This window comes from Lysobacter sp. M2-1, assembly GCF_022662495.1.
GTDB lineage: Bacteria > Pseudomonadota > Gammaproteobacteria > Xanthomonadales > Xanthomonadaceae > JAKPBU01.
The window spans coordinates 23,668-37,453 of the sequence record NZ_JAKPBU010000003.1 but is presented as its reverse complement, the minus strand read 5'-3'; the positions used below and the strand labels follow the sequence as shown (position 1 = coordinate 37,453).

Below are 13,786 nucleotides of genomic sequence, written 5' to 3'. Positions count from 1 at the left end.
CTACATCCTGGACGCGGTCAGGCGGATGTCGGCATTGCGCCACGCGGCGGCGAACTGGCCGCGTGTCGCGTCCGCATCTGCCACCTTACCCTGCGCCTGCAGGCTCTGCGCCAGCCCGAACAGCGACCAGCCGTTGCCGGGATTGCGATGCAGCTCCTCGCGATAGACGCGTTCGGCTTCGCCCGCACGCCCCGCCTGCAGCAGCACCGCGCCCAGCGTCTGCCGGACCGGCGCATGCCAGCCCGGTGGTTCGTCGTAGGGAATCCCGTCCTCGATCTTGACCGCCTCGCCCAGCGCCGCAATCGCCGCGGCGTGGTCGCCGCGTGCCGCGGCGATCTCGGCGGTCACCGTACGTTCTGCGATGCGGGTGGCATGCGCCAGCGGGTAGCGATCCCAGACGGTGAGTTTTTCCATCACCGGATCGACGGAGAGCGGGCGCAGCGCATCGAGGTGCTGCTGCGCATCGTCCAGCCGCTGCTGCCGCACCGCCGCCATGCCTTGGGCGTAATGCCAGATCGCGGTGACGTAGGGCAGATCGGGCGCCGGATTGGGCGCCTTGGCGATCTCGTCCCAGCGCCCGAAGCGGACCCGCTCGAACCACGGCGTCAGCCAGTAGTGCTGCAGGCCGGCGAAGCCCTCCTGGCGCATCAGGTCCTGCAGGTCGGTGCGTTCGGCGGTGGTGCGGGCCGCCGCCTGCGCCAGCTTGCTGCTGCCTTCCATGCTCGCGGCGAACCACAGGAAATGGTGGTTGTGCGGCACGTAGCCGAGCGGGTACACGCCCTGGGTATTGCCGCGGCATAGCGCCAGGTAGGCATCGTCGGCTTCGATGGCGCGCTGGTTGGCGATCACCGCGTCGTGCCAGCGACCCACCCGCGAATAGATGTGCGCCGGCATGTGCACCAGGTGTCCGGAACCAGGAATCAGCTCGCGCAGGCGGTCGGCCGCAGCCGCGCCGCGTTCGGGATTGGCCGACGCCTCCACCGCGTGCACGTACAGGTGCAATGCGCCGGCGTGGTCGGGATTGCGCGACATCACCGATTCCAGGGTCGACACGATCTCCGCGGTATTACCCTTCGGCTGCTGCTTCTCGTCGTAATAGTTCCAGGGCTGCAGGTCCATCATCGCTTCGGCATGCAGCACGGCGGCGTCGAGGTCGTCGGGGCGCTGCCGCACCAATGCGCGCGTGGCCGCGGCATAGGCCTCGTCGAGCGGACGGCGATCGGTCGGCGGGTTCTGCGCATAGCGCGCGCCCAGCGCCTGGATGAAGGCGCGCTCGCGTTCGCTGGCCTGCGGCGCCAGCGCCTGTGCGCGCTGCAGGCGGCTCCAGGCATCGGCATTATCGCTCGGGTCCATGCCGGCATTCACGTGCGGGCCGACCACCAGGGCCGCGCCCCACCAGCACATCGCGCAGTCGGGATCGAGTTCGGTAGCCTTGAGGAAGGAACGTTCGGCCGCGTCGTGGTTGAAGCCGAAGGTCAGCATCAGCCCCTGGTCGAACCAGCGCTGCACTTCCGGGTGCTTGCTGGTGACCGGGAAGCGGTAGTCGCCAAGGCCTTCGAGCAGATGGGCCCCGATCATGGCCATTTCCGGCGGGGAGACGGCCGGTTCGGTGCTGGCCACGGGGCCAGCCCCGCGGCAGCCGGACAGCGCCAGCAGCGCGGCGGTGCAGGAAAGGAACAGCAGGCGATGGACGGGATGCATGGCGGCCTCCGGGGGAAGGAGCTTCGGGTTCAAGACCAGTGATGGCCGCCGCCGTGAGGGGAAGTGGCGGCGGATGCGACGACCGGCGATCCCCTGCCCGCGCATGGGCCGGGAACAGGTCCGGCCACCCATCACTGACGTTTGAACGCCGGCGAGACTGGGGAAAGGCCATTGTCCCGGGCGGGAGGGCGGCGCGCACCCCTCCGTGTGGACGTGGCTGACTTCCGTGAGGTCGTGCTCAGCCGGCCGCGACAGGCCCGGCGCGATCGCAACCCGCGAACAGGTCGCGGCGGCGGTCGTAGGCCCTGGTGCGGACCTGCATCAGACCGAGCACCGAATGGAACAGGTTGTCGTGACTGGCAGGCTGCGTGGCACGCCGGCGCAGGCATGCCAGGTCGATACCCCGGTCCCGCGCCATATCCGGCGAGAACCACATCACCATCGGCACCTGGGTCTGGGTCGCGGGCGCGATCGCATAGGGGATGCCGTGCAGGTACAGGCCGTTCTCTCCCAGCGATTCGCCATGGTCGGACAGGTAGATCAGTGCGGTGTCGCGCGCATGCATCGCCGCGAGCGACGCGATCGCACGGGCCAGGAAGTCGTCGGTATTGAGCGTCGCATTGTCGTACGCATTGACGATCTCCGATCGGCTGCACAGTGCGAGATCGGGCGATTCGCAGGCGGGCGTGAACACGCGCAGCGACTGCTTGTAGCGCTTGTAGTAGCTCGGCCCGTGGTTGCCCAGCTGGTGCAGCACCAGCACGGTGTCCCCGCTGGATCCAGCCGCCTGGGCGAGATCGCGCAGCATCGCCTGATCCTGGCACCCATCCAGGTCGCAGTCGACCGGGTCGTGTCCATGTTCGAACGACTCGTAGGGCAGGCCCGTGCATACGCCCTTGCATCCGGTCTGGTTATCGCGCCATAGCGTGGCGATGCCGGCATGCGCCAGCACGTGCAGCAGCGACTCGGAGCGTTCGACCAGGCGTTTGTCGTACTGCGCATGCCCGTAGGGCGAGAACATGCAGGGCACGGACACTTCCGTGCTGGTACCACAGGCGCTGACGTCGCTGAAGTTGATCGGGTCGATCTGCCGCAGTCGCGGCGTGGTCTGCCGCATGTAGCCGTTGAGCCCCCAATTGTGCGCCCGCACGGTCTCGCCGACTACGATCACCAGCAATCTCGGCTTCGTCGCTGGCGCCCGGCCCACGACCCGCGCGTCGGTGCCGACCGGGATGCGCCCTTGCCCGCCGTCCGGCAGGGCTTCCAGCGCCACGGTCGCCAGCGACACCACCCAGTTGCCAGGTGCGATCAGGTAACGAAGATCGTGGTGGTTGCGCATCAGCGACGACAGGTTCTGGAACGACAGCACGATCGCCAGCGCCGCCGTCAGTACCGAGCCCGAGAGGTAAAGCATGCGGACCGCGACGGCCTGCCGCAGCGGCCGGCGCCTCAGCCGTAGTCGCCACAGGAACAGCATCGGCGGACCGGCCAGCAGCGCCAGGTATCCGATCAGCGAAGGAGCGACCAGCTCGCGCGCCTCCTTGGCATCCGTGTGCAGCACGTTGCGCACCATCTCGGCGTCGACGTACACCGAATACCGGCTGGTGAAGTACACGCTGGCAGCGGTGATGGCGAACATCCCCGCCAGCAGCGGCTTGGCCGTCCAGCGGGTCGAAAGCAGGCACAGCAGCAGCATGCACAGCGCGGTCATCGCGACGAACAGGCTCGCTGCCAGCGCCATGCCACCGGGGCCGTGCAGCGCCGCCTGCACCGGAGCCGCGCTCCAGAAGGGCAGATTGCAGAACAAGGAGAAGTACACGCTGGCGCCGAATGCCACGCGCTCCTGGTCCATTTCCGGCCTGAACCCGAGGATGCCCGCAACCCGGTCGACCAGGTCGAATCGCGGCTTGATCGCGACGCTCATCCGGAAACAACCGCAGCAGGCAAGTCTGACGCGGGTCGTGCTGGAGCTTGCCGTGTCCACGGCAGCAACGACAGCGCAAAGGCGACCATCCAGCACAGCGTCGCCGTCCACACGTCATGCGACAGGAAATGCGCACCGCGCAGCTGCTGCGAGGCGCCGAAGACCAATCCCGCCGTCGCCCCGGCAAGCAGGCCGATCCAGCGCAGCCGGGGACGGGTCGCGCGGAAGAAGAAGTACAGGCTCAGCCATGCGTATCCGGCACTGGCATGCCCCGCAGGGAAACAGGCGCCGCGCGACAGCCCGACCGGCCGCAGGCCCAGCAGGCCGACATAGGGGCGCTCCCCGCCGTAACGCAGCAGGTCCCAGGGACAATCCATGTTCGACCAGGACTTGATCCAGGCGACCACGGCCGTTGCCAGCAGGGTGCTGACGGCCAGGTAGGCCAACGGCCCCCGCCAGTGCTGCAAGCCGGCGCGCGTGCGCGCGACCAGCCATGCCGCGACCACCACCAGCCACGCCGTCATGCTCAGATCGCGTCCGGCCGCGTGGATGATGGTGTCGGTGAGGAATGCGTGCCTGAACGCCCAACGATTTCCCTGCAGGGCATACAGCCGGTCCGCGATCCACAGATCGCCCTGCCCGGGCATCAGCAGCAGCGTCAGCACGGCGAATACCGAAAGCGGCAGCCAGAAATGCGCGAGCACGAAGCGTCGGCCCGCGAACGCGGACACCCACGCTTCGGATCGACCGGCACCGGGGATGGATACAGGGCCGCTCAAGCGGCGCGAAGCAGCAGGTGGCGTGGACAATCGGACAGAACCGCAGCGTCAAGGTGCGCACATGCTCGGTAGCCCGCTGTCGGAAGGCGGTCGGAGCGGTGTTGCCTTCCGGTTAAGCGCCGATTCGCGGCGCGGGCGATCGATGGCCCGATCTGACAAACTTCCGACAACAACGGCGGACAATGCCGCGATGGGAGAACCGCAGCGCATGCGCCTGCTCGTCGTCGAGGACAACCGCAACCTGGTGAGCAACCTGTTCGAGTACTTCGAGGCCAGGGGCTATACCCTCGATTCCGCGCCCGATGGCCCGACCGGGCTGCACCTGGCGATGAACCACGAATACGACGCGGTGGTCCTCGACTGGATGCTGCCCAGGCTCGACGGTCGCGAAGTCCTGCGGCGCCTGCGCGAGAGCGGCTCGGGAGTACCGGTGCTGATGCTCACGGCACGCGACGAACTGCCCGACAAGATCGCCGGGTTCCGGGCCGGCGCCGACGATTACCTGACCAAGCCCTTCGACCTGCCCGAGCTGGAGGTGCGTCTGGAAGCGCTGGTGGCACGCGCCGCCGGCCGCGGCCACAGCCGGGTCCTGCAGGTCGCCGACCTGAAGCTGGATCTGGCGACGCTGGGCGCCAGCCGCGGCGGACGCGAGCTGCACCTTTATCCGGCCTGCCGCAAGCTGCTGGAAGTGCTGATGCGGGCCAGCCCCGCGGCGGTGACCCGCGAGCGCCTGGAGCATGCGCTGTGGGGCGACAGCCCGCCGGACGGCAACATGCTCCGCTCCCACATCTACGAATTGCGCCGCAGCGTCGATGGCGCGCATGCGGTCAAGCTGATCCATACCCTACCGCGGGTCGGGTATCGCCTGGCGGCGACGCCGGAACCCGCAGACACCCATGAGCCCGCCAGTGATCCGGACAATGGCTAGGCCGGTCGCCAGAACCAGTCTGCGCCAGCGCATCCTGTTTGGCCTGTTCGGCTACGCGGTGCTGCTGACGGCCGCCGTGTTCATCCATGGCATGGTGGTCAACGAACAGGCCGAACGGCTGGTCTGGCAGAGCCTGCTCGAGAGCGAGCTCGATCATCTGCAGGAGCGCCGGCGCGAAGATCCTGGTTACCAGTGGGCGAACTCGCGCAGCATGGCGCTCTACGGCGACGGCGACACAGGCGCGCTCCCGCGCGAGCTGCGGCCGCTCGAACCGGGCCTGCACGACGACATTCCGGTGGAAGGCCGCGAGCGGGTGGTGCTGGTGCGCGATGTCGACGGCCGGCGTCTGTTCCTGGTGCTGGACATCACCGCGTTCGAGAAACGCGAGGAGGACCTGGCTCTGACCGTGGCCGGGTCGGCGGTGACGCTGATCGTGCTGCTGGGCCTGGCGATTGCCTGGGGATTGAACCGGCTGGTGCGGCCGCTCAGCACCCTGGCCCACGACATCGGCGCGCTGCAGCCGGACCGGACCGGACAGCGACTCGCGGTTCCGGATTCGGCGACGAGGGAGCTGGAAGTCATCGCCAACTCGCTCAACGGCTACCTGGAACGCAATGAGCGCTTCGTGGAACGCGAACGCGCTTTCATCGATACCGCGAGCCACGAACTGCGCACGCCGATCGCGGTGATCGCGGGCGCCAGCGAGCTGGTGCTGGAGCAGCCGTCGCTCAGCGCAACTGCGCGCAACCAGCTCGCGCGCATCCATCGCACCGCACGCGATGTGGAGCACCTGATCTCGCTCCTGCTGGCGCTGGCCAAGGATCCTGCGCGACTGGAAGGCAACAGCGAGCTGGTGGCGCTGGACCAGCTGGTGCCGGAGATCGTCGAGGACCATCGGTACCTGACCGCAGGCAAGGACCTTGCGATCGTGGTCGAGCCCCTGCCCCTCTGCGAGATCGTCGCGCCGCTGCCGATCGTGCAGGCCGCCATCGGCAATCTGCTGCGCAACGCGATCGAGAACAGCGATCGCGGCGAGATCCGCATCCGTCTGCAGGCCGATGCCACGCTGGTGATCCAGGATCCGGGCCACGGCATGAGTCCGGAGGAAATCAGCGCCATCTACGCGCAGATGGCGCGCGGCGGCGGACGCGGCGGTGGCGGCATCGGCCTGGACCTGATCTCGAGGCTATGCGAACACCTGGGATGGACGCTGACGCTGACCTCGCACCAGGGACAGGGCACGACCACCACGCTGCAATTCCGGCGCGGTGCCTGAACCCTTCGCCGCTCGCCTGCTGGGTGCCGGTCCGGGAGACGGCCCAACCAATCCATTCAACCTTGCCGATACCAATGCAGCACGGCCGGTGGCAACCGCGTTTCGAGATCGATGTCCAGCGCGGCGCGGGCATCCAGACTGTCGCGGACGACGCGTCCGCCAGGGGTCGTCGCGGTCAGGCCTTCGAGCTCGTCGCTGCACAGCCTGGCCGATGTCCATTCGTACAGCCGCTCGCTGCGTTCCAGCAACGCGGCGCGCAGCCAGTCGCGGGCGGGCGCATGCACGCGGTGCCCGCGCCGCGACAGCGCATCCACGGCCGCCTCCAGCGCGGCAGCGGCGCCGCGTAGCCACTCGGTCTGTCCGCCTGCTGCGACGCGCACCGCGAGCGGTGCCGGCGCGCGGTGCGCGGACAGCGGCCGGCGTAGTTCCAGCTCCAGGTCGCGTGCATCGCGCTCGGTTTCGGCTTCCACCAGCACCGCGCGCTCCAGGTCGAAGAATTCGAACCAGCGCGGATGCAGCGACGCGATGCGCGAGAGCGGATCGTATGAATAGCCGATCTTGCAGTGATCCTCCCAGACGCAGGGGAAGACGTAGGCGAAGCAGCGTCCGTCGAGCGACGGCATCTGCGTTTCGAACGCCTCCTTCACGGTCGACTCTCGCCGGGTCATGGACCTGCCTTCGTCAGCATCGACAACATAGTCTGGGCCAGGTGGGCACGGAATAACTAACGTGATCGCCGCTGGGCGCGCAGCCGGACGCGGACTCCGCCCTGACGCTTCATTCCCCTGTCCAACTCGGGGCCAAGCAAAGGGCCTGGACCGATTCCGCGTCAGCCGCATGGTCCATGGATGACCGCAACGCCGCCGTCGCTGCGTTGGACCGGATGACAGGGGACAGTCCGGGGCGACCCATGCGGATCGTGTCCTCTCTCGACCAGCTCGCCGCGCTGCCGCGCGACCGCACCGTCAACGGTTTCGGATCGCGTACGCCACTACGCCTGGAGATCCCGGCGGTGGCCCGCCATTCGCTGCTGCGCACCGAGCGCGCGCTCAACCGGCTGCAGTCCCGCTGCGGCTGCATGGCCGGCGCCATCGCAACCCTGATCGCACTCGGAGCCGGCGCAGCCGATCTGTTCCGCAGCGGCGCGCTGGCTTGGTCGTGGGACCTGCCGGTACGCGTCCTGCTGGTGCTCACGGCCGCCTTCCTGCTGGGCCTCGCGGCCAAGTTCGTCACCCTGGTGGCGACGCGCTGGCAGTTCGCGCGTGCGTGCCGCTTTCACGTCCGTGCACTGGCCCGCGATGCCAGCGACGGCCTTTCCGAGGAGTAACGCATGTCCACGTGCACGCACTGGGTCGACAAGGGCGTCATCGAATGCAAGCAATGGGCCGACCGCTGGACGCGGCGCTGCCAGGACTGGGGCAGCCGCACGCGCCGGGTCTGCGACGAGTGGAAGGACGAGGGCTACCAGGCCTGCGACCGCTACGAGGACCACGGCTACGAGAGCTGCAGTTCCTGGAGCAAGACCTGCAGCGACTGGCTGCCGTGGCCCTTGTCCTACATCTGCGACGCATTCGAATGGGTGTGCAAGGCCTGGGTCTGGGTCTCGCACTGGGTGTGCGTGGCCTTCGTCTGGATCGCACACTGGGTGTGCAAGGGCTGGAGCTACCTGGTCGAGTGGTTCTGCGTGGCCTGGTTCTGGGTGATGGAGGCGTTCTGCACCGTCTGGTCATGGGTGGCGAAGCTGGTCTGCATCGCCTGGGACAACATCCGCTGCGCGCTGGTGGCGCTGGGCGAGGTCGTGGCCAGCATGGCCGGGCGTCGGCCCCGCCGCCGGCGCCGGATCCGGCACGTGTTCGTGCTGATGCTTGAGAACCGCTCGTTCGACCACATGCTCGGCGTTTCCGACATCGCCGGCACCGATGCGGTCACCGGCCTGTCCACGCGTATCGACAATCTCCTGGGCAATCCGCAGTCCAATCCGGACCCGGCCGGCGGCGACATCGCGGCGGGACCGCGCGCGGACTTCGCGCTCAGCAGCGAGGTCGGCGATCCCGGGCACGAGTTCGACGACGTGCTCGCGCAGCTGACCGGCGCCACCTGGCCCAGCGGCGGCATGCCGGGCTACCCGCCGATCGACAATGCCGGTTTCGTCGCCAATTTCCGCGGGCGCGGCTCGAGCGATCCGTCCGCGACGATGCGCTGTTTCGAACCCGACCAGCTGCCGATCCTCAACACCCTGGCACGCGAGTTCGCCGTCTGCGACCGCTGGTTCAGTTCGATGCCGGGGCCGACCTGGCCCAACCGCCTGTTCGTGCACGCTGCCTCCTCGGCCGGCCTGGACAACAGCCCCGGCACCTGGGACACGGTCACCACCACGCTCATCGACGGCTACCGCTTCGACAACGGCACGATCTACGACCGCCTGGAACAGAAGTGCCTGGACTGGCTGGTGTTCGAGGGCGACGAGACCCCACAGGTGTTCTCGCTGAGCAACATGAATCTCAACGCGCTGCAGGGACGCTTCCGCGACATGGAAGACTTTCGCGACTCGGTCAACGATCCGCAGTTTCCCGCGTCCTACAGCTTCATCGAGCCGCATTACGGCAACATCATGCCGTGGACGCCGGAGGACTACACCTGCGGCACCTCACAGCATCCGCTCGATGACGTCACCCGCGGCGAGCGTCTGATCAAGGACGTGTACGAGGCAGTGCGCAATTCGCCGCACTGGGAATCGAGCCTGATCATCGTCACCTACGACGAGAACGGCGGGTTCTTCGACCACGTCGTGCCGCCGCCCACGGTGCATCCGGGCGACAGCGTCACTGACAACGAGAACGTGCATAAGCACTTCGACTTCACCCAGACCGGCACCCGGGTGCCGGCGGTGGTGATCTCGCCGTGGATCGCGCGCGGCACCATCGACCACCTCGAACACGAGCACTCCTCGGTGCTCAAGACCCTGTCCGAACTGTTCTCGCTGGGCACGCTGACCGAGCGCGATCGCAGCGCCAACAGCCTGACCCATCTGCTCTCGCTTGAGGTTCCCCGCACCGACGCGCCGACCCAGCTGCCGGACGTGGCCGAATCGGGCTGGCGCTGCACCGGCGATGCGCCCGTCGACGAACCCGGCAGCGCCAGCAGCGGGCTGCGCAGCCGCGAGCAGTGGGAAGCCGAACGGCGCGCGCACCAGACCGTGGTCAGGCAGCTGGAGGCGCGCGAACCCGAACCGTCGATCCGCGGCTTCGCCCGGGTCGCGCTGCGGCGCTACCTGAGCCTGGCGCCCATCGGTAAGCGCGACGAGATCCTGGAACGGTTCATGCGCATCCGCAACAGCTACCAGGCGCGGGTGTTCATCCGCGAAGCGCGCGACGCCATCCGCCTGCACAAACAGGAGATGCCGCGGCGCGACGCCTGGCGGATCCGCTGACGCCCGGCGGACCCGCTGCCAGCGGCTGCGCCCACATCGGCGCCTTACCGCCGGCAGGGCGGACCGGCGGAATCCTTCGCGGCCTGGGACCGCTCGAAGCGTCCGTCCAGGGGCGGCTTTCACCCGGCCAAGCGGCGCTTGTGGTACTAGGCTGCTCACGCATGGAAGGCACCTACGACCACTGGCTGGTAATCCTGTCGATCGCCGTGGCGGTCGTGGCCTCGTACGTCGCGCTGGATCTTGCTTCCAGGGTGACGGCCAGCGCCGGTCGAACCGCGCGCTACTGGCTGCTGGGCGGCGCGGTGTCGATGGGCATGGGCATCTGGTCGATGCATTTCATCGGCATGCTGGCGTTCCGGCTGCCCATCCCGATGTCCTACAACGGACCGATCACGGCTCTGTCGCTGCTCATCGCGATGGTCGTGTCCGGTTTCGCCCTGTACACCGTCAGCAGGGAAAGCCTGCGGCTGCGGCGGCTGGCGCTCGGCGGTGTGCTGATGGGGATCGGTATCGCCTCGATGCATTACACCGGCATGGCGGCGATGGAGATGAGACCGCCGGCGACCTACGATCCGCCGCTGTTCGTGCTGTCGATCGCCATCGCCATGGCGGCGTCGTGGGCGGCGCTGTGGATCGCATTCCAGCTTCGCCGGGAGTCCTTGCTGTCGGGCTTCTGGCGCAAGGGTGGCAGCGCGCTGCTGATGGGAGCCGCGATCTGCGGCATGCATTACACCGGCATGGCCGCGGCGATCTTCTCGCCGTTGTGCTCGCCGACAGTGGGCGCTCCGATCATTCCCAACTTCTGGATGGCGGTCACGATCGGCGGCTTCACCTTCCTGCTGCTCGCCACCACCCTGCTGGTTTCGATCGCCGATGCGCGACGTGCGCGCGAGGACAGCCTTCACCAGGACCGGATGCAAGCGCTGCGGACGCTGCACGACCAGCTCGAACAGCGCGTCAGCGAGCGCACCGCCGAGCTGGCCCAGACCAACGACGCACTGCAGGTGGAGATCGCGCAACACGAACTGACCGAGCAGGAACTGCGTGAGAGCAAGGACGAAGCGCGCGCCATCATCGATACGGCGTACGACCCCTACATCGCCATCGATGCCGGAAGCGTGATCCTCGATTGGAACAAGCAGGCAGAGGCGCTCCTGGGCTGGTCACGCCAGGAGGTGCTGGGCCACAACATGGCCGAAATCCTCATCCCCGAACAATACCGGCAAGCCCATTACCGCGGTATCGAACGCTTCCTGGCGACCGGCAAGGGGCCGGTGCTGAACAAGCGCATCGAGATCACGGCACTGCATCGCGACGGACACGAGCTTCCGGTCGAACTGACGATCTGGCCGACCAAGCTAGGGGCGACCTACAAGTTCAGCGCCTTCCTGCACGACATCAAGCGCCAGCGCGAGATCCGGCGGCTCGTCGCGCAGACCGCGGCAGCCGCGACGTTGATCGAATCGGCCACGCTCGCCGACGCGGCGCCGAAAGTGCTCGAGGCGGTGGCCGCAGCGATGGGCTGGACGACCGGGGCCTTGTGGACGGTCGACGGCGGCACCATGCGCTGCGTCGAGGTCTGGCAGCACCCGGATACGGGCGCGTCATCCGGGGCCCTCCTGGACATGACGCTGGCCGGGTCGCTGGCTCCGGGAGAAGAACTTCCAGGCCGCATCTGGAGCAGTGGCAAGCCCCTTTGGGTCACCAATATCGCGCTGGAAGCCGATTCACCGCGCGCCCGCGCTGCCGCCGAAAGCGGGTTGCTCGGAGCCATCGGCTTTCCGATCCTCAGCGCCACGCAGGTGTTCGGCGTGGCTGAATTCCATGCCCCGGCGATCCAGGAACCGGATCCGGAACTGCTCGGCATTATGGACACGCTGGGAAGTCTGCTCGGCCAGTTCATGGCGCGGAAACAGGCGGAAGCCGCGCTGGCGGAAAACCAGCAGCATCTCGCCGAGGCGCAGCGAATCGCCCACGTCGGCAGCTGGGAGTGGAACCTCGCCGGCAACCAGCTCGCATTGAGCGATGAGCTGTACCGGATCCACAGGAGCGATCCGCAGGACTTCGAGCACACGCTCAAGGGTTATCTGCGCTGCGTCCATCCCGGCGACCAGCGGCTGCTCCTGCGGACGGTGGATCTGGCCTTCCGCCGGCAAGAGGCCTTCGATTTCGAGTATCGCGTCGTTTGCCCGGACGGCGAGGTTCGGGTCATCCAGACGCGGGGCCGGGTCCTGGTCGATGGTCACGGCCGGGTCACGGGGATGGTGGGCACCGGGCAGGACATCACCGAGCGCAAGGAAGCCGAGCAGCGCCTCCAGCAACTGGCGCACTACGACGTGCTCACCGGTTTGCCCAACCGGCGCCTGTTCCACGAATCGCTGGAAAGCGCGATGGCGATGGCCGACAGCCACGCCTGGCAGGTGTTTCTGCTGTTCCTGGACCTGGACAACTTCAAGGACATCAACGACACCCTCGGACATGCGGTGGGAGACGAACTGCTGCGCCAGGTCGGGCAACGCCTGCAGGGCTGCCTGCGCCTGCGCGACACCGTCGCCCGGCTCGGTGGCGACGAGTTCGGCATGGTCCTGCTGACTTCGAGCGATCCGCAGCTCGCCGCCAGGGTCGCCAACAAGATCCAGGACACGCTGGCGGTGCCGTTCGAGGTAGAGGATCACGCGGTGAGGACCACTGCCAGTATCGGCATCACCGTGTATCCGAGCGATGCAGGCGACATGCACAGCCTGGTGCGCTATGCCGACCTGGCGATGTACGAGGCCAAGCTGGCCGGCCGCAATTGCTACCGGTTCTACACCGAGGCGATGAACCTGCGGGTGCGCAAGAAGCTCGACCTGGAGCTGGCGTTGCGCGGCGCGCTGGAGCGCGAGGAATTCGAGCTGCACTACCAGCCCAAGGTCTCCCTGCGCAGTGGACGCTGGACCGGAGTGGAGGCCCTGTTGCGCTGGCATCGGCCTGGCCATGGGCTGGTGGCGCCCGCCCAGTTCATTCCGGCGCTCGAGGAGACCGGTCTGATCGTACCGGTCGGCGCCTGGGTGATCGCCGCGGCCTGTCGTCAGTTGCGCGACTGGCGGCGCGAGGGTTTCGAGCCGCTGCCGATCGCAGTCAACGTATCGGCCCAGCAGATCACCCGCAAGAGCCTGTTGCCGGCGCCGGCCGATCCGCGTCGACGCGTGCACATCGACGCCGATCCGCTCGGTCTCTCCTCGACCACCGCCGCCTGCCTGCTGGAGTACGAGGTGGCCGCGGGACACCTGGAACTGGAACTGACGGAAAGTGCCGTCATGAGTGATGCCGAATACAGCGTGGAAATGCTCAAACGCCTGAAAACCCTGGGCGTGCGAATCTCAGTGGACGATTTCGGAACCGGCTATTCCAGCCTGGCCTACCTGCGCCGGTTTCCGGTGGATACGGTCAAGATCGACGGCGCCTTCATCCGCGACCTCACGACCAACTCCGAGGACGCGTCGATCACCCTGGCCATCATCGACATGGCGCATCGGCTCAATCTGGACGTGGTCGCCGAATGCGTGGAAACCCTGGAACAACTCGAATTCCTGCGTGCGCACGGCTGCGACCAGGTACAGGGGCACTACATCGCCCGCGCCATGCCGGCATCCGAACTCGAGCAACTATGGCTCGATACCGGCGGGTTCGTGCAGGACGTGCTGCAGGACCTGGAGCCGGAGGTCCGGACTAGCGGTTCGCTGTAAGCGTCGCGCAAGCCGCGACC

The 13,786-nt window shown here is 67.6% G+C and carries 9 protein-coding genes; 5 read left to right on the top strand and 4 right to left on the bottom strand.

Annotated elements, in window-relative coordinates:
- The 3 genes from MC375_RS09960 to MC375_RS09950 form a co-directional block, all read right to left on the bottom strand.
- The gene (locus tag MC375_RS09960) at positions 1 to 1,701 is read right to left on the bottom strand and encodes a hypothetical protein (RefSeq protein WP_242103225.1); all 1,701 of its coding nucleotides are present in this window, start codon (positions 1,699 to 1,701) and stop codon (positions 1 to 3) included.
- Between the two features lie 238 nt (positions 1,702 to 1,939).
- Positions 1,940 to 3,625 (bottom strand): phosphoethanolamine--lipid A transferase, encoded by a 1,686-nt coding sequence (locus tag MC375_RS09955; protein WP_242103224.1) that lies wholly within the window; start codon positions 3,623 to 3,625, stop codon positions 1,940 to 1,942.
- On the bottom strand, positions 3,622 to 4,356 hold the full coding sequence (locus tag MC375_RS09950; protein WP_242103223.1) for a phosphatase PAP2 family protein: 735 nt from the start codon (positions 4,354 to 4,356) through the stop codon (positions 3,622 to 3,624). The genes MC375_RS09955 and MC375_RS09950 overlap by 4 nt, the downstream gene beginning before the upstream one ends.
- Positions 4,357 to 4,612: 256 nt before the next feature.
- Between MC375_RS09950 and MC375_RS09945 the strand changes: the two genes are divergently transcribed.
- Together MC375_RS09945 and MC375_RS09940 are read left to right on the top strand one after the other, a co-directional pair.
- Positions 4,613 to 5,332: a response regulator transcription factor gene (locus MC375_RS09945; protein ID WP_242103222.1), complete on the top strand. Its 720-nt coding sequence runs from the start codon at positions 4,613 to 4,615 to the stop codon at positions 5,330 to 5,332.
- On the top strand, positions 5,325 to 6,608 hold the full coding sequence (locus MC375_RS09940) for a HAMP domain-containing sensor histidine kinase (protein ID WP_242103220.1): 1,284 nt from the start codon (positions 5,325 to 5,327) through the stop codon (positions 6,606 to 6,608). Before MC375_RS09945 ends, MC375_RS09940 begins: the two co-directional genes overlap by 8 nt.
- 56 nt (positions 6,609 to 6,664) lie before the next feature.
- Here MC375_RS09940 and MC375_RS09935 read toward each other — a convergent pair whose 3' ends face one another.
- Positions 6,665 to 7,276: a GIY-YIG nuclease family protein gene (locus tag MC375_RS09935; protein ID WP_242103219.1), complete on the bottom strand. Its 612-nt coding sequence runs from the start codon at positions 7,274 to 7,276 to the stop codon at positions 6,665 to 6,667.
- A 176-nt stretch (positions 7,277 to 7,452) separates the two neighbouring features.
- Here MC375_RS09935 and MC375_RS09930 point away from each other — a divergent pair, with 176 nt between their 5' ends.
- From MC375_RS09930 to MC375_RS09920, 3 genes are all read left to right on the top strand, one after another.
- Complete coding sequence (locus MC375_RS09930) at positions 7,453 to 7,935, top strand: hypothetical protein (RefSeq protein ID WP_242103218.1); 483 nt, start codon at positions 7,453 to 7,455, stop codon at positions 7,933 to 7,935.
- A 3-nt stretch (positions 7,936 to 7,938) separates the two neighbouring features.
- Positions 7,939 to 10,038 (top strand): alkaline phosphatase family protein, encoded by a 2,100-nt coding sequence (locus MC375_RS09925; RefSeq protein WP_242103217.1) that lies wholly within the window; start codon positions 7,939 to 7,941, stop codon positions 10,036 to 10,038.
- A 161-nt stretch (positions 10,039 to 10,199) separates the two neighbouring features.
- Positions 10,200 to 13,766, top strand: a complete 3,567-nt coding sequence (locus tag MC375_RS09920) for an EAL domain-containing protein (protein WP_242103216.1) — start codon at positions 10,200 to 10,202, stop codon at positions 13,764 to 13,766.
- Positions 13,767 to 13,786 lie beyond the last annotated feature (20 nt).